This window comes from Pseudoalteromonas sp. PS5 (genome assembly GCF_004103255.1).
GTDB classification, from domain to species: domain Bacteria; phylum Pseudomonadota; class Gammaproteobacteria; order Enterobacterales; family Alteromonadaceae; genus Pseudoalteromonas; species Pseudoalteromonas peptidolytica.
The window spans coordinates 1-21,079 of the sequence record NZ_RCSQ01000061.1 but is presented as its reverse complement, the minus strand read 5'-3'; the positions used below and the strand labels follow the sequence as shown (position 1 = coordinate 21,079).

The 21,079-nt window shown below is 42.8% G+C and carries 17 protein-coding genes; 12 read left to right on the top strand and 5 right to left on the bottom strand.

Annotated elements, in window-relative coordinates; translation table 11 throughout:
* Positions 1 to 245: 245 nt before the first annotated feature.
* Both D9603_RS08780 and D9603_RS08775 read right to left on the bottom strand, forming a co-directional pair.
* Positions 246 to 974, bottom strand: coding sequence for an alpha/beta fold hydrolase (locus D9603_RS08780; protein WP_128731016.1), 729 nt, complete (start codon positions 972 to 974; stop codon positions 246 to 248).
* A gap of 79 nt (positions 975 to 1,053) precedes the next feature.
* Positions 1,054 to 1,689 carry an AhpA/YtjB family protein gene (locus tag D9603_RS08775; RefSeq protein ID WP_128731015.1) on the bottom strand — a complete coding sequence of 212 codons (636 nt, stop codon included), beginning with the start codon at positions 1,687 to 1,689 and terminating at the stop codon, positions 1,054 to 1,056.
* Positions 1,690 to 1,784: 95 nt separating this feature from the next.
* Here D9603_RS08775 and serB point away from each other — a divergent pair, with 95 nt between their 5' ends.
* The 3 genes from serB to D9603_RS08760 all read left to right on the top strand — a co-directional run bounded on the left by serB (position 1,785) and on the right by D9603_RS08760 (position 3,984).
* A complete protein-coding gene (gene serB / locus D9603_RS08770; RefSeq protein ID WP_128731014.1) occupies positions 1,785 to 2,798 on the top strand; it encodes a phosphoserine phosphatase SerB in 1,014 nt (337 codons plus the stop codon).
* Positions 2,799 to 2,957: 159 nt separating this feature from the next.
* Positions 2,958 to 3,230 carry a helix-turn-helix transcriptional regulator gene (locus tag D9603_RS08765; RefSeq protein WP_128731013.1) on the top strand — a complete coding sequence of 91 codons (273 nt, stop codon included), beginning with the start codon at positions 2,958 to 2,960 and terminating at the stop codon, positions 3,228 to 3,230.
* A 151-nt stretch (positions 3,231 to 3,381) separates the two neighbouring features.
* Positions 3,382 to 3,984, top strand: coding sequence for a hypothetical protein (locus tag D9603_RS08760; protein ID WP_128731012.1), 603 nt, complete (start codon positions 3,382 to 3,384; stop codon positions 3,982 to 3,984).
* Between the two features lie 53 nt (positions 3,985 to 4,037).
* On the opposite strand, the gene D9603_RS08755 is transcribed toward D9603_RS08760, so the two are convergent.
* On the bottom strand, positions 4,038 to 5,156 hold the full coding sequence (locus D9603_RS08755) for a DUF1570 domain-containing protein (RefSeq protein WP_128731011.1): 1,119 nt from the start codon (positions 5,154 to 5,156) through the stop codon (positions 4,038 to 4,040).
* A gap of 364 nt (positions 5,157 to 5,520) precedes the next feature.
* Between D9603_RS08755 and D9603_RS08750 the strand changes: the two genes are divergently transcribed.
* The 6 genes from D9603_RS08750 to D9603_RS08725 all read left to right on the top strand — a co-directional run bounded on the left by D9603_RS08750 (position 5,521) and on the right by D9603_RS08725 (position 14,135).
* Positions 5,521 to 6,273 (top strand): transporter substrate-binding domain-containing protein, encoded by a 753-nt coding sequence (locus tag D9603_RS08750; RefSeq protein WP_128731010.1) that lies wholly within the window; start codon positions 5,521 to 5,523, stop codon positions 6,271 to 6,273.
* A 285-nt stretch (positions 6,274 to 6,558) separates the two neighbouring features.
* The gene (gene pdhR / locus D9603_RS08745; protein WP_125250480.1) at positions 6,559 to 7,308 is read left to right on the top strand and encodes a pyruvate dehydrogenase complex transcriptional repressor PdhR; all 750 of its coding nucleotides are present in this window, start codon (positions 6,559 to 6,561) and stop codon (positions 7,306 to 7,308) included.
* A gap of 70 nt (positions 7,309 to 7,378) precedes the next feature.
* Entirely contained in the window at positions 7,379 to 10,045 is a 2,667-nt protein-coding gene (aceE, locus tag D9603_RS08740; RefSeq protein ID WP_128731009.1) for a pyruvate dehydrogenase (acetyl-transferring), homodimeric type, read from the top strand.
* A gap of 11 nt (positions 10,046 to 10,056) precedes the next feature.
* Positions 10,057 to 11,946, top strand: coding sequence for a pyruvate dehydrogenase complex dihydrolipoyllysine-residue acetyltransferase (gene aceF, locus D9603_RS08735; RefSeq protein WP_128731008.1), 1,890 nt, complete (start codon positions 10,057 to 10,059; stop codon positions 11,944 to 11,946).
* A 211-nt stretch (positions 11,947 to 12,157) separates the two neighbouring features.
* Complete coding sequence (gene lpdA / locus D9603_RS08730) at positions 12,158 to 13,582, top strand: dihydrolipoyl dehydrogenase (protein WP_128731007.1); 1,425 nt, start codon at positions 12,158 to 12,160, stop codon at positions 13,580 to 13,582.
* Between the two features lie 304 nt (positions 13,583 to 13,886).
* Entirely contained in the window at positions 13,887 to 14,135 is a 249-nt protein-coding gene (locus D9603_RS08725) for a DUF1289 domain-containing protein (protein WP_128731006.1), read from the top strand.
* Here D9603_RS08725 and D9603_RS08720 read toward each other — a convergent pair.
* Entirely contained in the window at positions 14,119 to 14,808 is a 690-nt protein-coding gene (locus D9603_RS08720) for a hypothetical protein (protein ID WP_128731005.1), read from the bottom strand. The genes D9603_RS08725 and D9603_RS08720 overlap by 17 nt on opposite strands.
* Before the next feature lie 163 nt (positions 14,809 to 14,971).
* Here D9603_RS08720 and D9603_RS08715 point away from each other — a divergent pair, with 163 nt between their 5' ends.
* The 3 genes from D9603_RS08715 to D9603_RS08705 are packed head-to-tail and all read left to right on the top strand — an operon-like array spanning position 14,972 to position 20,089.
* Positions 14,972 to 15,175: a DUF3283 family protein gene (locus D9603_RS08715; protein ID WP_125250475.1), complete on the top strand. Its 204-nt coding sequence runs from the start codon at positions 14,972 to 14,974 to the stop codon at positions 15,173 to 15,175.
* Positions 15,175 to 15,600, top strand: a complete 426-nt coding sequence (locus D9603_RS08710) for a GNAT family N-acetyltransferase (RefSeq protein ID WP_128731004.1) — start codon at positions 15,175 to 15,177, stop codon at positions 15,598 to 15,600. Before D9603_RS08715 ends, D9603_RS08710 begins: the two co-directional genes overlap by 1 nt.
* A 52-nt stretch (positions 15,601 to 15,652) precedes the next feature.
* The gene (locus tag D9603_RS08705) at positions 15,653 to 20,089 is read left to right on the top strand and encodes an EAL domain-containing protein (RefSeq protein WP_241651628.1); all 4,437 of its coding nucleotides are present in this window, start codon (positions 15,653 to 15,655) and stop codon (positions 20,087 to 20,089) included.
* Here D9603_RS08705 and D9603_RS08700 read toward each other — a convergent pair.
* Positions 20,084 to 21,031, bottom strand: coding sequence for an ion transporter (locus D9603_RS08700; RefSeq protein ID WP_128731002.1), 948 nt, complete (start codon positions 21,029 to 21,031; stop codon positions 20,084 to 20,086). The two genes, D9603_RS08705 and D9603_RS08700, sit on opposite strands and share 6 nt — an antisense overlap.
* Between the last annotated feature and the right edge of the window lie 48 nt (positions 21,032 to 21,079).

The following is a 21,079-nucleotide window of genomic DNA, read 5'->3' as shown; positions in this document are numbered from 1 at the left end:
GTTCTAAATGAGAAATTTTTTACGCTGTTAGCGTCAGATTTACTCCTTCAAATTGAGCAAGTACTAAGTCAAATTGGTATAAATACCTATTTCGATAGGCATTTACAGCAAATAATTTCGGGGTCAGGTTATCGTGCAAACGTACTCTGACGTTATAAAGTATCCTTATCAGCAATAAATAAGAGGTAAAAGCGCCGTTGTTGACTATAGCTTTTACGCCTTATTTATATACCAAACCGCGATGGTTACGTTAACTGCTGGTTGATGATATTAATCATCTCCTCGCCATATTGATGGATAAAAAAGTGTCCACCGTCAAAATATTTGTAGGTACAAGGTTGAGCGGTGAGCGCTTGCCAAGCCAAAATATGTTCATCTAAAATCTCATCCTCTACACCGTGAAATACGTGAATAGGAGTTGGGAGGGCACGTTGCTCGGCAACATAGGTATCGGCAATCTTGAAATCCGCTCGCAGAAGTGGAATTAACAATTCCATCAACTCAGCATTGTCTAGTACCTCTTTCGGTGTGCCATTTAAATCGCGTAACTTTGCTATAAAGGCATCATGAGGAAGGTCATGTAAATATTTTTTATTCGATGTGCAATGTGGTGCTCGGCTGGCAGAGGCAAAGACTTTACTAGGTAAAGGAAGCCCCAAAGTGTGTAGCTCGTAAGCGAGAGCATAAGAAATACGACTACCAAGACTGTGACCAAAAAACGCGTAGGGCTTACTGGTAATAAAGTCTTTATACAGTAATAGCTCCTCTATCACTTCAGGCATATTATCGATTGCAGACTCCATGAGTCTTGCCCCTCTACCTGGCAATTGCACAAAGACCAGCTCTATATGGGTATTAGCCTGTTCAATCCACGGGGTAAAAATCGTGGAAGAGCCTCCCGCATAAGGAAAGCAAAATAGCCTTAGAGTGGCATTCGGGTTTGGTTTTGGAATGATAAAAAGTTTATTGTTCATATCCTTTGTCTTTGGAATTTATATAAATTACCATTGATATTATCAAGTTATTTACAATAGTAATAGTGTTAGCCTTGAATCAATGTCGATTTGGCGACCCAAGTGTTTTTACTTTCTTGCGAATTTTGCGTTTGACTTCCCAACCTTTTAACCCTCTACCAATTTGCCACGTAAATACCATCGTGATAATCAACATGAGTAACACCACTCTGCCTAGCTCGTGAAAGTGAGCATGGCTTTGTGACATCGCAGCTTCGGTTAAATATACCATGTTAACAAAGCCCAATGGTTGGCCTGTTGGGGTATAAACTGGTTCAGAAATAATACTTTTTGTTTTACTTAAACCGGGGAGTGTTTGAGGCAATTGCTGGTACTGCGTGGGTGCTGTGTTACCGTCATTACCAACAACAAAGCGTCCTTGAAAGTCATAAATAGAAACTTGTAAGACAAAGTCATCACCAGCTAAATGGTTAGCGAGCGCACTTAATCTCGGATTATCATTACGTGAAAGCGGTAAGGCAGCATTTTTTGCTAGTTGCTTGGTCAAGCTGCGCGCTGTGAGGTCAGCGCCATTGTGCAATAACCGATGTGATTCAAAGCTGGTGTTAAAAGCAAGCCAAGTAACCATAACCAAGCAGATAGCGGCGATACACAAACGCAACAGTCTGCGTCCTCGAGATGAATTTAGGGCTTCTAGGACATGTAAATTTTTCATATTTATCAAATATTACCTGCTTTTACCGAGCATAGATACTGACAGTTAAGCGCAATCGTGTTAAAAATCGCCTTAACGCTATCAAGGAGCAACTTATGCCGTCAATCATTCAATTAGGCGATATTGAGCTAAAAACACCTATTCGCACAATGATGTCGCTGGGGCAGTGGTATCATTATCAAAATAACACAAGTCTCTCGCAAGTAAATCCGCCGCTTGCTAATACTTGGCAAACACTTTGTTTTTTTGGTGAAGAGATAGCTAGTGAGCACTTGATAAAATTAGCTAAGTTTATTGCTGAGTTTACCGCGCAGCCTATTTATGTGTGTGCCTATCAACCACATAAATCGCTGCCTGTGGCGCTGGCCTTTAGCATTGATACCCCACATTTGCCTACTAAGGCACAGGTTAGGGCTGTGGCTGATGCGTTACATCTACAAGGTGCAATTATAAGCCAAGCACCAACGCTTGAGCGCCCTGGGTTGTTGTTGATGGATATGGACTCAACCGCAATTCAAATCGAATGTATTGATGAGATTGCAAGATTGGCTGACAGGTTTGATGAAGTGGCAACTATCACAGCGCAGGCCATGGCGGGGAGCCTTTCGTTTGCACAAAGCCTACATCGTCGTGTCGCCTCCCTTGAAGGTGTGAAGCTATCGCAGATCCAAGCGTTAAAGGAAAACCTCCCATTGATGCCTGGTATTGCAGTGCTGTGCCAATCATTAAAACAACATGGCTGGTCTTTAGCCATTGCCTCCGGTGGTTTTACTTGGTTTGCAGAAGCGCTAATCGCACCGTTACAGCTCGACGCTGTTTTTGCTAATACCTTAGAAGTGGCTAACGAGCAGCTAACTGGCAAAGTGTTAGGAGAGATAGTGGATGCCGATAAAAAGGCGAAAGTGCTTGAGCAGTTAGCAGGCCAGTTAAGTATACCTATGGCACAAACAGTCGCTATTGGTGATGGCGCAAATGATCTGGTGATGATGGCAAAAGCACAGCTCGGTGTAGCCATTCACGGCAAGCCAAAAGTGGTTGAACAGGCTGACGCCGCTATTTGTGAAGGCTCACTGCTACAGCTGTTATATTTGCTTGGGGTGCCGAATTAATATACGATTTGTAACGTAGTGAAGAGTAATACTTCATTTGTTGACTTTTTTTTTGTTACCATTTTATGGTGTTGCTCTATAAAGGTTGAAATATAAAAACTGTGTGACAATTCAGTATTTCAATTTTTATTACAGTATTTTGGTAGGGGTGTAACAGCTTTGTTTTTCTTTAAAAATAGTATAACAGGAGATGACCTTCGTGCACTTAGAAGTCGCAAGGGGATTTCTAAGCAAAAGATGGCGGATAAAATTGGTGTATCTCCAAAAACAATTGAAAATTGGGAAAATGGGGTAGGGCAGCCTAGGATAGATCAATTTTTGCAAATATGTATTTACTGCTCCATCGATATCAAAGGTCTGATGTGTCAAATTAGGGAGTGTGATACTGAGCAAGATACAAATAGAACCGATAACATTTCTTCTAAAAAGTAGAGTTACTTTTCTTAACGAACATCACTCTAGAGTGATGCTTCAATCTTGAATGTATAATCCGAATTTATTGTAACAGCCAGATGTTTTATATTTCTGAATTTGTTGACTAAATCACTTTAAAAATAACATTTAAGGCTTTGCTCCTGAAAATATGAAGCTGCTACTTGCACTGCATTTTACACTTCTAAGTGTCTTGTATTTAGATCATCCTTTCTTAGATCGTATGGGGGTGATTACAGCGCTTGTAGTGATTATGATTTGGTATCGAGAAAACGTGAATGCCATACATATTTGTGCGATCCAATTAACTATTATAACGCTCGAGTATTCAGTATTTCACTTCAATGTTTTTGGCTTAAATGCAGATGCTTTGCACCTATGGAAAAATACTCGTATCTATACCATTCATCTTATTACCGATATGGTTAACTTTATCGTGTTAGCATATCGTCCTGTGATTTCAAGGGCAGTCCAAAGAGTACGAAATAAGCCCTGTGGGAAAGTGCATTTTACTATCTCCGACATGTCATTAATGACAGTATGTTTATTGTTTATTGTGGCTGATTTACTGGCGATGTTTGAAAACTTTATTCGCAATCTTGATTACCTTGGTTTTGATGAGGAGTTCGCAAAGCAGTTTTGGGAATGGAATTGGGTATTTTATAACTACCCGACAATTAAAAGTATCATTGCTGGAATTGAATTGTGGGCTATCCTATCGATTACTACACATGCTAAAAAGCTGAAAAGCTAAAACCTTAGACCAAGTAAATTGGTTGAAATCGACCAGTATGCAAAGTAAGCGCGCTACCAGCGACCAATTTGTATTTGTCTGGGGAGGCTGCGCCATTGTTCAAATTGAGACTCAATATGCGCATTGTGGCTACGAAAGAGTGTTTCAATATTTTGCGCTGGTACAATATTGCAAGGATTACTACCTTCTTGAAGCAAGTATTCAAAAAAAGCGTTACTGTTGTTCTCAATCATAAATCCAGTGAATAGATAGGTGTTGGCGTAAAGGGTTGTATTTTGCAGCGTTTGCCATTGGTCTTCACTGTTGAACAAGGTGCTGATATCAAGTTTTGTATAGTGTGTACGCAGCAAGCCTTGTTGAGTTAGCCAGTCCTCAATTGAGTTGTATACCGTAAATCTACCCGTCTCATTTATTCTAAGGTGCTCAAAATACTCCGCTATGCCTTCCGTTACCCACCTAGGTGTTAAGCCAAAATAATAAAATACCAGCGCATGCACTGACTCATGCAGTAATGTTCTTAAGGTTTGTTCATCGCTACCACCACCATTAACAAACCCTTGGTTTTGAAACAAAAAATACATCCCAGCAGTACCACTAGGCTCGACATTACGGGCAAGAAGTAACTCGTTATACTCATCATCGTTGGCTGCAATATACATATTTAGCTGGATAGGACTGAGCGCCTTTTTTTGTGCCGATTGATTGATAAAGTGCTGAAATAGCAGGTAGACCACTTGGAGTACTTGCTGTGCTTGGGCACGGGCTTGTGGATTAAGTTCTTTACCTGTTAGCTGTAATTGCAGCTGTTGGTTGTTTTGGGACTGCGCGTTTAACGAAAACACTTTATTTTTTAAAGTTGCGCAAGTTGGCGTTGTCATGCCGCTAAACATATTAACCACATCACTGTGGCCTGTCAGGTGTTCCAGTACTTGCTCTGGCTTTTTCGTGGGCACTCTTTGAGTAACTGGTTGAGTGTTTAGCTGCGGTTTGTATGTCGGTACATGAGAGGGGTCTATTACAGCACGGAGTTTATTGGTCTGGATCTCCAATTGTTCGCCAAGCTCTTGTAATAAAGACTTGGGCGAGTCTTTCGATGCGCTAGGGTAAATTAGTACCAGCAAAAAGAATAGGAATATAATAAGTAGCAGTGAAATCAGTCCTCGCCAAATCAAAGTCGTTTCCTTTGTAATATCCCCAACAGCGCTTTTGTTATACTGTTCCTTGGTTGTCTTGGCAACCGCTAATTAATACCAATTTGACTTAATACTTGCTCAATTTGAAGGAATAAATCTGACGCTAACCGCATTAAAGGTTTCTTATTTAGAACAACTAAATAGCAAAATTTTTGCCTTGCCTACAAGACGTAGATACCTCGGCGTGAGCAGGACGCGGAAGCGGTGTCATCGACAAGATTTTCTCGCCTCAAAATAGACCAATTAATTAAGAAAATTGGTATAAATGGTTCTTTTTTCTCAATAATGTACCCATAACAAAAATTGTCGCCTATACTCTTTCTAAAAATAAATAGGCGTGCAGATGAAAGCAGTTTGGTTGATAGTGATACTGGTTTGTATCAGTTGCAATGCGAGAGCGCTTGAAGCTCATGTGAACATTACCACTGGACAGTGGCCGCCTTATTTAGATCAGGCACAACAAGACCAAGGATGTGTGGCCAAGGTAATAAGAGACGCATTTGCACTTTCAAATATCAAAGTGCGGTTTTTATTCATGCCTTGGGAGCGAGCATATCAAGAAGGGATGAAAGCGGCCTATGTTGGCAGTGCTTATTGGTATTACAATGAGCAACGTAGCCGAGACTATCACTATACTGAGTATCCACTGACAGAAGAAACCGCGCGATTTTATCACCATAAAACACTTGATTTTCAGTTTACTAGTTACGCCGATCTAAAGCCGCATAAGTTGTTACTAAACCGGGGTTTAACTTATCCTAAAGCTTTACTAGACGCTATTGATACGTATGCAATAAAAACATCCTATGCGACTTATACAAGTAAGAATATTGCACTTATTTTAAGAGAGCGCGCCGATATTATGATCATGGATGAAAAGTCAGCTAAGGCTTATCTAAAGGAGCTTCCTGTTGACGATGCAAAGTTATTGGTCGCCCAACCCGAGCCAGCTTTTGTGCAGCATGGGTATTTACTTATCAACAAACACCATAGTGAATATTTGGCACCATACAACAGGGGATTAAAGACCTTGTTAAGTGATATGGACTATGTTGCGCGTTTTAAAGCGCATTGTGAACGTGCGCTTGAATCATAACTGTCTTCTATAAGCTATCCTCATTAAATCTTTATCTGGTCTGACCATTTAAATCACCTTTTAAATTTTCGTGATTCTTGGTTAAAGTTTATGCACTTTAACTGTTGTTTTTACACTCAGCTTATTATTGAATTGAGCTGAATTTTGACAGTTGTCATGGATTTTGATAACGTATTGTGCAAATTTGGTATGACCAATTTACCTATGAAGTTAATTCTTACCAAATTGATTAAAATAAGTCAGCGAGCTGGCTAGGTCACATCATAAAAAATTGGCGTTATTTCAATGTCTTTAAAGATTAAAGCAGCAAAGCTATCGGACGTAATACTAGAACAGCTTGAGAATATGATCCTCGAGGGCTCGTTATTACCGGGTGAAAAGTTGCCGCCTGAGCGTGAGCTAGCTAAGCAATTTGAAGTGTCGCGTCCATCACTACGTGAGGCTATCCAGAAATTGGAAGCAAAGGGGCTTGTAACCCGTCGTCAAGGTGGTGGTACGTATGTTAAGAATCAGCTTGAAGAGGGGCTAACTGATCCATTATTCGATTTGATCAGTAAACACCCTGAATCTCAGTTCGATTTACTTGAGTTCCGTCATGCACTAGAGGGCATTGCAGCCTACTATGCGGCGCTCAGGGGCACAGAGAATGACTTTGCAAAGGTACAACAAAGCTTTGACAACATAGCACAGATAGGTGATGACCTGATGCAAAAGGCAAGGGCAATTAATGCTTTTCACTTTGCCGTTGCAGAAGCGTCGCACAACGTCGTCCTGCTTCATCTTGTAAAAGGGATGCAGTCATTGCTTGAGCAAAACGTGCTGCAAAACTTAACTGTCTTGGTGCAAAAATCAGACGTCAGTGAGCAGCTCGGTGAGCACAGAAAGTTGTTATTAGATGCGGTGATCAATGGTAACCCTGAACAAGCAAGACTTGCTAGTAACGCCCACTTAGCCTTTATCGAAGAAGCGTTATTAGAAGCCGGTAAAGAGCGCTCGCGAATAGAGCGCTCACTGCGTAGAACTAAGCAGCAGTAATCGGGCTTGATTCAGTAAGAATTGGCACAAATAGAATAAATTCGTATTTTAAACATAAGGAACACTCCATATGTCTGAAGTCAATAAAATTGACGTAGACGCGCTAGAAACCCAAGAATGGTTACAGGCGCTTGAGTCGGTCGTAAAAGAAGAAGGCGTAGAGCGCGCTCAGTTCTTGTTAGAGCAAGTATTAGAGCAAGCGCGTCTTGATGGCGTAGATATGCCAACAGGCACTACGACTAACTATGTCAACACTATCCCAGCAGATCAAGAGCCTGCGTATCCAGGGGATGTGAACCTTGAGCGTCGTATTCGCTCTATCATCCGTTGGAATGCGATTATGATCGTACTTCGTGCGTCGAAGAAAGATCTTGAGCTGGGCGGGCATATGGCCTCTTACCAGTCGTCAGCTGCATTCTATGAAATGTGTTTCAACCACTTCTTCCGTGCACCAAACGAGAAGGACGGTGGTGATTTAGTGTATTACCAAGGCCACATTTCTCCGGGTATTTATGCTCGTGCATTTGTTGAAGGCCGCCTAAGCGCTGAGCAGCTAGACAACTTCCGCCAGGAAGTCGACGGTAACGGTATTTCTTCATACCCACACCCTAAATTAATGCCTGAATTCTGGCAGTTCCCAACGGTTTCTATGGGTCTAGGTCCAATCGCGTCTATCTATCAAGCGCGCTTCCTTAAATACCTAGATGGCCGTGGTCTAAAAGACACCTCTGAGCAACGCGTTTATGCCTTCCTTGGTGATGGTGAAATGGACGAGCCAGAATCACGTGGTGCAATTTCATTCGCTGCCCGTGAAAAGCTAGACAACCTATGTTATCTAATCAACTGTAACCTACAGCGTCTTGACGGCCCAGTAATGGGTAACGGTAAGATCATTCAGGAGCTAGAGGGCCTATTTAAAGGTGCTGGCTGGAACGTGATCAAAGTGGTTTGGGGTTCTGGTTGGGACAAGCTACTTGCTAAAGATACCACAGGTAAATTACTACAACTGATGAACGAAACAGTTGATGGCGATTACCAAACCTACAAATCAAAAGATGGTGCGTTCGTACGCGAGCACTTCTTTGGTCGTTACCCAGAAACCGCAGCATTGGTTGCTGATATGACTGACGAAGAAATCTTCGCGTTGAAGCGCGGTGGTCATGAGCCATCTAAGCTATTTGCGGCGTATAAAGCAGCACAAGAAACCAAAGGTCGTCCAACAGTTATCTTAGCTAAAACCGTAAAAGGTTACGGCATGGGTGCTGCGGCTGAAGGTAAGAACATTGCTCACCAAGTTAAGAAAATGGACATGACGCACGTAGCGCATCTACGTTCACGTCTAGGCCTAGATGACTTAGTGTCTGACGAGCAATTACAAGACCTACCATACTTAACGCTGGAAGAGGGCTCAAAAGAGCACGAGTATTTACATGCTCGCCGTAACGCGCTGCACGGTTACACGCCTAAGCGTCTGCCTAACTTCACAGAAGCATTAACGCTACCTGAACTAGATGCGTTTAAACCACTACTTGAAGAGCAAAAACGTGATATTTCAACAACGATGGCTTACGTTCGTGCACTAAATATCTTGTTGAAAGATAAGAGTATTGGTAAAAATATCGTACCTATTATTGCTGACGAAGCACGTACTTTTGGTATGGAAGGTTTATTCCGTCAAATCGGTATTTACAACCCACATGGCCAAAATTACAAGCCTGAAGACCGCGATATTGTTTCTTACTACAAAGAAGCAACCTCTGGTCAGGTACTACAAGAAGGTATCAATGAGCTAGGCGCGATGTCTTCATGGGTGGCTGCGGCAACTTCATACAGCACCAACGATTTACCAATGATCCCGTTCTATATCTACTACTCAATGTTTGGTTTCCAACGTGTAGGTGATATGGCGTGGATGGCGGGCGATCAACAAGCGCGCGGCTTCCTACTTGGTGCAACCGCTGGTCGTACAACGCTAAATGGTGAAGGTCTACAGCACGAAGACGGTCACTCGCACATTCAAGCAGGTACGGTGCCGAACTGTATTTCTTACGACCCAACGTTTGCATTTGAAGTAGCGGTTATTTTGCAAGATGGTATCCGCCGTATGTACGGTCCAGAGCAAGAGAACGTGTTCTACTACCTAACGCTTATGAACGAAAACTACCATATGCCAGCAATGCCAGAAGGCGCTGAAGAAGGTATTCGTAAAGGTATTTACAAGCTTGAAAGCTACACTGGCGACAAAGCACAGGTTCAGTTAATGGGCTCGGGTACTATCTTGAACGAAGTGCGTAAAGCGGCGCAAATTCTAAGCGACGACTACGGTATCGGTTCTGATGTATTCTCTGTAACGTCATTCAACGAGCTTGCTCGTGACGGTCAAGATGCTGAGCGCTTTAACATGCTAAATCCAGAAGCAGAGCAAAAAGTACCTTATATCACGAGTGTGCTTGGCGATGCGCCAGCTATTGCAGCTACTGATTACATGAAAAACTATGCTGATCAAGTACGTGCATTTATGCCGAGCGCATCTTACAAAGTGCTTGGCACAGACGGCTACGGTCGTTCAGACAGCCGTGAAAACCTACGTCGTCACTTTGAAGTGAACGCAGGTTACGTAGTAGTTGCTGCACTTGGTGAGCTAGTTAAGCAAGGCAAGATTGAAAAATCAGCTGTGACTGACGCTATCAAGAAATTTGATATCGACACCACCAAAACTAACCCACTTTACGCATAAGAGGACGAGTAATGGCAATCGAAATTCATGTTCCAGATATTGGTGCCGATGAGGTTGAAGTAACCGAGATCCTAGTAAGCGTAGGTGACACGGTTGCAGAAGAACAATCGCTTATCACGGTTGAAGGCGACAAAGCATCAATGGAAGTACCTGCCTCTGTGGCAGGTACGGTGAAAGAAATCAAAATAGCCGAAGGCGATAAAGTCTCGACTGGTTCTTTGATTATGGTTTTTGAAGCAGCAGGTGAAGAAACAGCTGCAGAACAGCCAGCGGAAGAAGCCAAGCCAGAAGCCAGCACTTCAGGTCAAACAGAAGTGAAAGAAGTTCATGTACCAGATATTGGTGGCGATGAAGTTGAAGTCACAGAAATCTTAGTGGCAGCTGGTGATGTTGTTGCAGAAGAGCAATCACTTATCACGGTTGAAGGCGACAAGGCTTCAATGGAAGTACCTGCACCATTTGCAGGTACTATCAAAGAGGTGAAAATCAACGCGGGTGACAAAGTGTCAACGGGTTCATTGATCTTCACTTTTGAAGTTGCAGGTAGCGGTGATGCGCCAGCAGCTTCTGAAGCGCAAGCACCAGCACAGGAACAAGCGCCAGCAGCATCAGCTGAAAAAGAAGTACACGTACCAGATATCGGTGGTGACGAAGTTGAAGTCACTGAGATCATGGTTGCTGTAGGCGATAGCGTTGAAGAAGAGCAATCGCTTATCACGGTTGAAGGCGACAAAGCTTCAATGGAAGTGCCAGCACCGTTCGCAGGTACGATTAAAGCCATCAAAGTTAATGCTGGCGATAAAGTATCAACGGGCTCTTTAATCTTTGTATTCGAAGTGAAAGGCGCGGCACCTGCACCTCAGGCAGCAGCTAAAGCTGAAGAAAAGCCAGCGCAATCAGCGGCTCCAGCAGCGAAATCTGAAGCTCCAAAAGCATCGGCACAAAAAGATGATTTTGTGGCCAATGATCAGTATGCCCACGCATCACCTGTGGTACGTCGTTTAGCGCGTGAGTTTGGAGTTAACCTAGCTCGTGTTAAAGGTACAGGTCGTAAGAACCGTGTACTAAAAGAAGACGTACAAAACTACGTGAAAGAGCTGGTTAAGCAAGTTGAGTCTGGTCAAGTCGCAAAAGGTGGCAACACCGGTGGCGGTGAACTTGGTCTTATTCCTTGGCCAAAAGTAGACTTCAGCAAGTTTGGTGAAGTTGAAGAGAAGAAGCTTTCTCGTATCAACAAGCTATCAGGTGCAAACCTTCACCGTAACTGGGTACAAATCCCACATGTTACACAGTTTGACGAAGCCGATATCACTGAGCTTGAAGCGTTCCGTAAAGAACAGAACGTACTTGCTGAGAAGAAGAAAATGGGTGTGAAGATCACGCCATTAGTATTCGTGATGAAAGCCGCCGCAAAAGCACTTGAAGACTTCCCAACGTTTAACTCTTCGCTATCTGAAGATGGTGAGAGCTTAATTCTGAAGAAGTATGTTCATATCGGTATCGCAGTTGATACACCAAATGGTCTTGTAGTTCCTGTTGTTCGCGACGTGAATAAAAAAGGCATCATTGAGTTATCACGCGAATTGATGGAAATCTCTAAGAAAGCACGTGATGGTAAGCTGACATCCTCTGACATGCAGGGTGGCTGTTTCACTATCTCAAGCCTTGGCGGGATCGGCGGTACGGCGTTTACGCCAATCGTTAATGCTCCTGAAGTGGCGATTCTTGGTGTGTCTAAGTCAGACTTCAAACCAAAATGGAATGGTAAAGAGTTTGAGCCGCGCCTAATGGTGCCGCTAAGCTGTTCATACGACCATCGTGTCATTGACGGCGCACTAGCAGCTCGCTTTACTGTGACTCTTGCAAACTACCTAAGCGATATTCGCCAGTTAGTAATGTAAGAATAGAAACCGCATCACTTAGGTGATGCGGTTTTCTTGTATTTTATTGTTCCGCTTGATATTTAGGCGGGACAATAGGGAGTGTGAATGATACACTTTCGAGCAATAATAACTCTCTCTGCCCTGTGCCCCGAATCGGGTGTTTGGCAGGCACTTTGGGTCGGCTACTCTTAACGAGTAAACCCGTTCAAATAACAGTTAAGGTAATAACATGAGCAACGAAATCAAAACTCAAGTTGTTGTACTAGGCGGTGGTCCTGGTGGTTACTCTGCGGCATTCCGTGCAGCAGACTTAGGTTTAGACGTTACACTAATCGAATCTCGTGACACGCTAGGTGGTGTGTGCTTGAACGTTGGTTGTATCCCTTCAAAAGCCCTTCTTCACGTTGCAAAGGTAATTGACGATGCAGCTGAAATGGCTTCTCACGGTGTTTCTTTCGGTGCTCCACAAATCGACCTAGACAAAATCCGTTCATGGAAAGAGTCTGTAATTGGTCAACTAACTGGCGGTCTTAGCGGTATGGCTAAGATGCGTAAAGTTACTGTCGTTAACGGCTACGGTAAGTTCACAGGTTCTAACACCATTGCGGTTGAAGGTGCTGACGGCGCGAAAACAGTAACTTTCGATAATGCAATCATTGCAGCAGGTTCTCAGCCTGTAAGCCTACCTTTTATCCCTGAAGATGAGCGTATCATTGATTCTACTGGTGCACTTGAGCTTAAAGACGTACCTGAAAAGCTACTTGTACTAGGTGGTGGTATCATTGGTCTTGAAATGGGTACTGTTTACCGTTCACTAGGTTCAGCGATTGACGTAGTTGAGTTTGCTGATCAACTGGTACCTGCGGCTGACAAAGACGTTATCAAGATTTACCAAAAGTACGTTAAAGACAAGTTTAACGTGATGCTTTCTACTAAGGTTGTTGCTGTTGAAGCGAAAGAAGACGGTATCTATGTATCTTTCGAAGGCAAGCAAGCGCCAGAAGGCCAAGTTCGTTATGACAAAGTACTAGTTGCTGTTGGTCGTACACCGAATGGTAAGCTAATCGACGCAGACAAAGCGGGCGTAAATGTTGATGAGCGTGGCTTCATCAACACTGACAAGCAAATGAAAACCAACGTTGATCACATCTTCGCTATCGGTGACATCGTAGGCCAGCCTATGCTTGCGCACAAAGCGGTTCATGAAGGTCACGTTGCTGCTGAAGTTATCTCTGGTAAGAAGCACTACTTCGATCCTAAATGTATTCCTTCAATTGCATACACAGATCCAGAAATCGCTTGGGTTGGTGTGACAGAGAAAGAAGCAAAAGAGCAAGGTCTAAGCATTGAAACTGCGGTATTCCCATGGGCGGCTTCTGGTCGTGCGATTGCTTCTGCACGTACTGAAGGTTCAACTAAGCTTATCTTTGATAAAGAGTCAGGCCGTGTGATCGGTGGTGCTATGGTTGGTATCAATGCTGGTGAAATGCTTGGTGAAATCGGCCTAGCAGTAGAGATGGGTGCTGATGGTGAAGACCTAGCGCTTACTATCCACGCTCACCCAACGCTAAACGAGTCAATCGGTCTAGCTGCTGAAATATTTGAAGGTTCAATTACTGACCTACCAAACAAAAAAGCCGTGAAGAAAAAGTAAGTTTTCTGAGCTTTTGAAAAACCCAGCCTTGCGCTGGGTTTTTTGTTTTTGGTGCGCTAGGTTTTAACTTGCGCCTTATAATACCAATTTTCTTAATTAAGTGGTCTATTTTGAGGTGAGAAAATCTGTCGATAACAAGGCAAAAATTTTGCTATTTAGTTGTGCTAAATAAGAAATTTTTAACGCTGTTAGCGTCAGATTTACTCCTTCAAATTGAGCAAGCATTAAGTCAAATTGGTATAACCTTGGCAGCGCAGCTTCTAAGCAGTATGCTTAGATAAGGGGCAAAGGGGTTGAGTTATACATGGAACAAATTGAGATATTTGAGATCCCAAGTCCGTGTAAGGGGATCTGTCAGGTAAATAATCGCGGTTATTGTGTCGGGTGTTATCGTAGTCGAGAAGAGCGCTTTGCATGGAATTTATTAAATAATGAGCAAAAGCGTAAGGTGATTGCATTATGTCAGCAGCGCTATAAACGATACCTACAACGTAAAGCGAAAGCGGGGCAGGTAGACGAGCAAGGAGGAGAAAACTTTAAATTTGATATTTAGCCTTGAGCATATCTATCACACCTTTTTGCTCAAACTCTGAGAGCTTTTTTTTGATAAGAGGTAGTAATGTGGCATGCCTTTTATGCACAAAATGAAAACTTTCAACTACTTCTAAGTCCTTTATTTGCAAGTTGTCTTCATTAATATTGCGCAGGTGAGGTTTTAAATGAAAATCGAGGAGCAAAGCGCCTTCGACTTGTCTCTGCATGACTAAATTAAGCTGAGCAACCACGCTTTTTACATTGATGATATACGCATCAGCGCCATGTTTGTTCAAGTAGGTGCTGGCGACGGGATAACCACTGCGGATAGTGAGAGACCTTAGGTTGTTTAGTGTACAATCACTGCATAGCGTGAATAACTGCAATGTAAATTGAAATAAAGGATAGTCTACACGCCTGAGGTTTGGGTAATCATCCTCGATACTTGCCACTCGACCAAGTTGGCCATCTAAATTACCGGCATTTGCCGCTATCAGAGAGCTTTTATGATTGAACTCCTCAAGTCTCATCTCAATGCCGAGCTCTTTGTAAACCAACTCCATCAACTCAATGACATATAACGCTTGTGGTGTTTGAGGCGGTTTGTTGAATCTCATTACTTTTGGTATTTCACTTGCGGTACAAGTAACGGACAAAACGACAAGGACTAAACACAGGAGTGTAGCTTTCAATCTGGCTCCTTTTAAATGCTACAAATGGTTACTCTGCGTTCGATTATACATACTTTATTGTATAAAGGCATACCTTGTTGGGGGAGAGGAGAAATTTTTGCTGCTGCCCCACGAAGTCATTATGATAAACTATAGCCATCCATAATCTACTTCGAATAGCACGATGAGCCATAACTTGTGTTTGTTGCCAAGGCAAGAAAAGTATCAGATCCAGCTTGAATATGAAGCGTCATTTTGGGCTTACCAAATAAAGCGTGGCAAAAAAAGTCGCGAAGCAATCTATGATGCGATTAATCAACGCCCTCTCTCTGAGCAAGACATATTAAAGCAAAAGTTTGAATACTATCTCAGTTTGATGCTTGCCTGATGTATAACATAGAGCGCTTAGCGCCTATTATGACTCCTTTGGTGAATAAGTTTTATGATGCACATGGAGCAAGAGGAAGAGCGGCAAAGCATGATCTTGTTTGGGTCGTTAAAGACACCACTGGTATTATAGCTGCATGTCGATTGCAACCAGTAGCAGAACACTGGTTGCTAGTAGGTGTGTATGTTAGCCAGTCGTGGCGTGGTCGGGGTATTGCAAAGGCACTTATTACTGACGCGTTGAGCCAGTTTCAAGGAACTAATCCACATAGTCCAGTTTATACTTTCGCATATACCCATCTACGCTCCTTTTACCTCACGCTGGGGTTTTGTGATAAGGCGCAACCGCTTCCCGATGAACTTGCGTCACGCTTGGCGAGTTATCTTGGACAAAATCGTCAACTCGTGGCAATGTATTACGCCTAGTTAACAACTTTGGCTTTTTATGTTTCGCCTGTGCTTTATTTTTTGTATTGTTTTGTTTTCTTCATTAGCAAATGCTGTACAAATCTCTCGATTATCACCCGCTGAAGGGCTCTCCCAGAGTTACGTAAATACACTGTTAATTGATCAGCAGGGGTATTTATGGTTGTCAACAGAGGGAGGGCTTAACCGTTATGATGGCTATCAAGTTTTAGAGGTAGAGGGGCCTGACGGGGTGCTTGATAAAGTGCAGGTTAACTATATTTATCAGGATAATTCAGGCGGTGTGTGGATCACTACTTCCATCGCAGGGTTACTGCGTTATGACCCTACGACCGACCGCTACCGAAAGTACATTGAGCCTCCCTCAACGGAGGGAGAGTTTTACAACAATATGGTTGACTTAGTGCTAACCAAAGATGATCAGCACATGTGGGCAGTCAGAACAAATGAAGTGGCGACACTTGATATTCGTTCTGGTCAATTAGTGACAGAAGTTACCCTGCCATTGAATGAAGACAATGGCTTTATTAGAGCTGTTAATCAACATCAAGATATTTTATTTATTGCTACATCAGAGCGTTTGTTTGCGTATCATTTACCAACAAAAAAACTGCGTCAGCTTGAGCACATTTCGGATGTTGCACATCCTTATCAAACTAACACTAAATCGCTATTTATTCTCAATAATGACAAGCTGCTGCTTGGCGCAGTTGAGGGTATGTATGAGCTTGATATCTCGCAACTGCTGCAAGATTTTGACGCCAAGGTAACATTTAAAACGCTACTTCCTGATTTGAATATCTGGAAAATACTTCAGCACGATCAGCAAACCTTGCTGCTCGGAACAGATAAGGGACTCGTTTATTACGATATTTCCGAGGGTACGGCAGTTCGTGATAAGCGTTTATCGTCAAGTGTATTTCTTCCCTCAAATACCAGTGTGATCGACATTGCAAAAGATGACCACGGCGGGATCTGGGTTGCGACCAAAGAGGATGGTGCATTTTACTTACCGGATAGCACCTTAGCCTTTGATAATGTTAGCGATTTGACCGTAACGGGCGAAGGCTTCTCGCACAGCAATGTTTGGGCAATGCACGAAACGCGAGACTATATTTGGTTAGCCACAAATGATGGCTTAACCCGGTACGACCCAAAAACGAGAGAGACCAAACAGTTTTTTAAAGGATATATGGGTGATGATATTCTCTCTGAGTTTATTGTATGGAGGATAGCTCAATACAAAGATAAATTGTGGCTAACTACCGTAAAAGGCCTATTTGTATTCGATCCCGTTACACATAAGTTAACTAGGCCAAAAGCCAATAACGCGCAAGACCAAGAGATATTAACCGCTTTTGTCAAAGGTGGACAGCTATTAAATAATGGTAAGTTCTACTTTGTGAATAGCGATAAGGGAATGTTTGTTTATGATATAGATAGCGCAGAATTAACGCATTTAAAGCAATCTTTTGAAGGCGTTGATCCGTTTCTTGCTTATGGCTTTTATCCACCTTTGCCAAACGATTTAACCAAGCCACTCTATTATAATGCGGGGGTGCTATTTCAGTACGACCCACAGCGTGAAACACTAACAGAAATATACAAAGCCCCAAAAGCAAACAAGCACCTTGCGGTGGACATCACCACATATACGATAGATAAAAATAACATCTTGTGGTTGTCTTTATCTTCGTTTGGTTTAATCGGTATGACATTAGACGGTTACGAGCCAATTTATAATATTGACTTAAAAGCACATAAAATAGATACATTGATGTACGAAATGCGCCAAGATGACGAGGGTATGATATGGATGTCTTCACACAAGGGGATTTGGCGGCTTGACCCAGATAATTTGCACCTGCAACAATTTACTACCGAAGATGGCATTCTCTCTAATGAATTTAATGGCGGTGCCTCTGTGGTGTTGCAAGATGGTAGGATTGGCTACGGCATGCTCAAGGGCTTTGTGCTTTTTGCTCCTGAGGATAACCGCCCTAAAAAACCGCTGTTGGATCATGTCAATATTACCAGTGTGGACTTAATTTCTCGGCCAAATCAAAAAGCGGGTTTGAAGCAGTTTGAGCATATAGAATTAGAACATGACGATATTGGCTTAGAGGTGTCTTTCTCAGCAATGGCATTTAGCTATCAAGATAGGATCATCTATGAATACCAGATATCGGGTGGTCAAAAAATCCTGAGCCGCAATCAAAATCGAGTTGTTTTCCCTAAATTGAATCCCGGTGAGTACGCACTAAAAGTATGGGCAAAAGACCCCCTTACTGGCGACTATACGCCTCCTGCAAAATTGACGATAAAGGTTAATTATCCTGCGTGGCGCTCACCAGTTGCGATAGCGGGTTATGTGTTTTTAACGCTGATGCTATTGTCGCTTTGGAGTTATCGAAAATATCGCGTTGAGCAGCTTATCTTAGCTGCCCACAAAGCCACACAAGATCGTGAGGCTCGGCTAAAAATGGCACTTGAAGGAAGTAACTCAGGGGTATGGGAGTGGCATGCTGGGAGCACGTTAATTTATCAACCGAGACTTATCAATGAACTAGATTACGATCTTGAAAGTGTCGGACTTGACGATTATCTGCAAAAAATACATCCCGCAGATAGGGCAATGTTCAGACTACAGTGGCTAGAGTTTGTGACTACAAATAAAGGGTTTATCGATTGTACATACCGCCTAAAAGACAGCCAAGGGCAATGGCGATGGTATAAAGACTTTGGCAAAGTGCTGGAATGGGAAGATGGTAATCCCACTCAAGTAGCTGGAACTTATACTAACTTGACGCGTGAACGTTTATTTGAGGAGCGGGCAGCACTATTTGGCGCTGCATTTGAGCAAACTCGTGATTGGGTCATGATCCTAGACAAAAATTTACGTATTCAAGTATGCAATAGAGCGATGCAAAATGCTTTCAACTTGGAGTCAATCCCATCTTCTAGTACTGCCGTGAAACTTGGTGTATCGCGGCAAAAGCGCATAATGTATCTGCGAAAAACGATGGCTTTGGCTGTGCACCAACACATTAGCTCCGAAGAGGTTGTAACCCTACCAAATGGTGATGAACGTGATGTTTTAGTGAAAATATCTGCAGTAGCCAATAGCGAGGGGGAGTTACACAGCTATGTGGTGGTGTTAACTGATATTAGTCAACAAAAGCGCAGCGAAAAAGAACTATATCAATTAGCTAATTATGATTTACAAACTAACCTGCCCAACAAAGCGCTATTGATGGATAGAGTGCAACATGTGATTAAGCAATCTCAAGTTCACCCAACTCAACATGCTTTGCTGGTTATCAAGTTTAGCCGTTTGCAACACCTTCATGATATTTACGGTACAGATTTTGTGGCCGAATTATTACCCTTGCTGGCGAAAAAGCTACGTTGTTGTTTTCGTGAATTAGACAGCTTAGCCATTGGTCAAGACAAGTTGTTTTATGTATTGATGGAGGGATTAGATCACCCTGAACAGGTTCAGCAGTATGTGCAGTGCCTACTTCACTCTTTTGCCAACCCATTTAATGTGTCAGGTCAAAGTGTAGCAATGCAGCCTGTTATTGGAATTGCAATGTATCCTGATGATGCCTTAGATGCTTTTGCCCTGAGCCAAGCGGCAAAAGCAGCACTTGATCATGTGCTCATAAAACAAGTCTCAGCTTATCAATTCTTCCGTGAAGAAATGAACGGCAAAGTAAGGCGCTCACGGGAAGTCGAACAAGCATTGATGAACGCGCTAAAAAATAACCAGTTCAGTAATCACTACCAACCTATCGTCGATGTTCAAAGTGGCAAGTTGCTAGGTTTTGAGTCTTTGTTGCGTTGGCCTGACAATGATGAGTTTTGTGCCCAAGAATTTGCGTTAGCCGCTGAACAAACAGGTGTAGTGACAGAGCTTACACTACAGACACTATCGCGGGCGCTAATCGAGTTGAGACACTGGCAAACCATACAACCAGATGTATATGTATCTGTTAACTTATCTGCGATTAACTTTGACTATGAAGGGCTCGTTGAAGAGATAGCAAGCCTGTTGCAGCGCAGTAAAGTGGACGGGAGATATGTGACGTTTGAAATTACAGAAACCGCGATGCTGAGCAACATTGAAAGTGCAGTAGAAGTTATGAAGGCGCTCAAGTCACTGGGTTGCAGCATTTATATGGATGATTTCGGCACTGGATATGCCTCATTGACTTACTTGCAGCAGTTGCCACTTGATGCAATAAAAATAGATAAGCAGTTTATTGAGCAAATTTCAGAGCAACCAGAGAGTTATTTAATTGTTCGCTCGTGTGTGAATCTAGCCCATGGGTTAGGGCTTTTGTGTGTTGCTGAAGGTGTAGAGAGCGATGTTCAACTGCAAAGAATAACAGCAGAGCATGTTGATCACTATCAGGGATACCGATATAGTCCCGCGGTAGCTGGCGAGCAAGTGGCTGAGATGCTAAAAATGCAGCAGCGGCTATAGCCGCTTGCCGCAATGACGACAATACATGTGATGCACACGTTGGCTTGCCATTAGTTTAATGGCTTGGTTGGCTTCTAGCTGGCTCAGCCCTAATTCAAGTCTTAACGCTTCTAGGTGTTCTTTTTCATTCTTATCAACCTCACCATCCACTAAAGCATGTAGCACAGCCTCATGAAAGGCATCTCTGCGCTTTCGCATCTGATCTGCAAAGCTTGATGCCAACAACCCTGTGGGGATCGCCACCATTCCCATACTGAGTAAGGTGATCACACCACCAAAAAATTGTCCTAATGGGGTTATAGGGACAACATCACCATAACCTACAGTGGTGAGTGTCGCCATCGCCCACCACATTGACTTGGGAATTGAGCCAAACTTATCCGGCTGGACATCATGCTCAATTAAATAAATACCGCAAGAAGCCATAATGAGCACAACACTCATAATAAAAAATGCTGCTAACAAAGAACTAGACTCTTCTTTAAATGCTGCGAGTAATAGTTGCATTGCTCTTGAGTAACGCGTGAGTTTAAAAATTCTCAGTAAGCGGATCACCCTTAAAAAACGCAAATCAAAGGCAATAAATGCCATTAAAATAGTGGGTAATATTGCGATTAGATCGATCAGCGCAAGAGGTGATACTAAATACTTAAGGCGCTTTTTCCAGTTTGGTAAATCAAGGTGGCGATAGTCGAGTTTATCTACACAGCACCATAGCCTGAGCAGATATTCCACTGCGAATATGGCAACGCTGACAAGCTCCAGGGTGAGAAAGTAATAATGATATGCCTTCGCTAAGTCTCGCTCAGATTCAAGTACAATCGCGACAACATTCGTAAGAATGAGAGTAATAAGAAATATATCAACCGCGCGACCAACTTTGCGATATTTACCTGTTGCTTCTAAAACCGCAGCGGTTTTTTCTCTGATGTGAAGTTGCATCAAAATGCTAGCTCTCCAAACCCTATTTGATACCAATTTGACTTAATA

Excerpts from the sequence above, each read along its gene's own strand:
- D9603_RS08780 (WP_128731016.1), bottom strand. The coding sequence starts at position 974 with ATGAACAATAAACTTTTTATCATTCCAAAACCAAACCCGAATGCCACT.
- D9603_RS08775 (WP_128731015.1), bottom strand. The coding sequence starts at position 1,689 with ATGAAAAATTTACATGTCCTAGAAGCCCTAAATTCATCTCGAGGACGC.
- serB (WP_128731014.1), top strand. The coding sequence starts at position 1,785 with ATGCCGTCAATCATTCAATTAGGCGATATTGAGCTAAAAACACCTATT.
- D9603_RS08760 (WP_128731012.1), top strand. The coding sequence starts at position 3,382 with ATGAAGCTGCTACTTGCACTGCATTTTACACTTCTAAGTGTCTTGTAT.
- D9603_RS08750 (WP_128731010.1), top strand. The coding sequence starts at position 5,521 with ATGAAAGCAGTTTGGTTGATAGTGATACTGGTTTGTATCAGTTGCAAT.
- pdhR (WP_125250480.1), top strand. The coding sequence starts at position 6,559 with ATGTCTTTAAAGATTAAAGCAGCAAAGCTATCGGACGTAATACTAGAA.
- aceE (WP_128731009.1), top strand. The coding sequence starts at position 7,379 with ATGTCTGAAGTCAATAAAATTGACGTAGACGCGCTAGAAACCCAAGAA.
- aceF (WP_128731008.1), top strand. The coding sequence starts at position 10,057 with ATGGCAATCGAAATTCATGTTCCAGATATTGGTGCCGATGAGGTTGAA.
- lpdA (WP_128731007.1), top strand. The coding sequence starts at position 12,158 with ATGAGCAACGAAATCAAAACTCAAGTTGTTGTACTAGGCGGTGGTCCT.
- D9603_RS08725 (WP_128731006.1), top strand. The coding sequence starts at position 13,887 with ATGGAACAAATTGAGATATTTGAGATCCCAAGTCCGTGTAAGGGGATC.
- D9603_RS08715 (WP_125250475.1), top strand. The coding sequence starts at position 14,972 with ATGAGCCATAACTTGTGTTTGTTGCCAAGGCAAGAAAAGTATCAGATC.
- D9603_RS08710 (WP_128731004.1), top strand. The coding sequence starts at position 15,175 with ATGTATAACATAGAGCGCTTAGCGCCTATTATGACTCCTTTGGTGAAT.
- D9603_RS08700 (WP_128731002.1), bottom strand. The coding sequence starts at position 21,031 with ATGCAACTTCACATCAGAGAAAAAACCGCTGCGGTTTTAGAAGCAACA.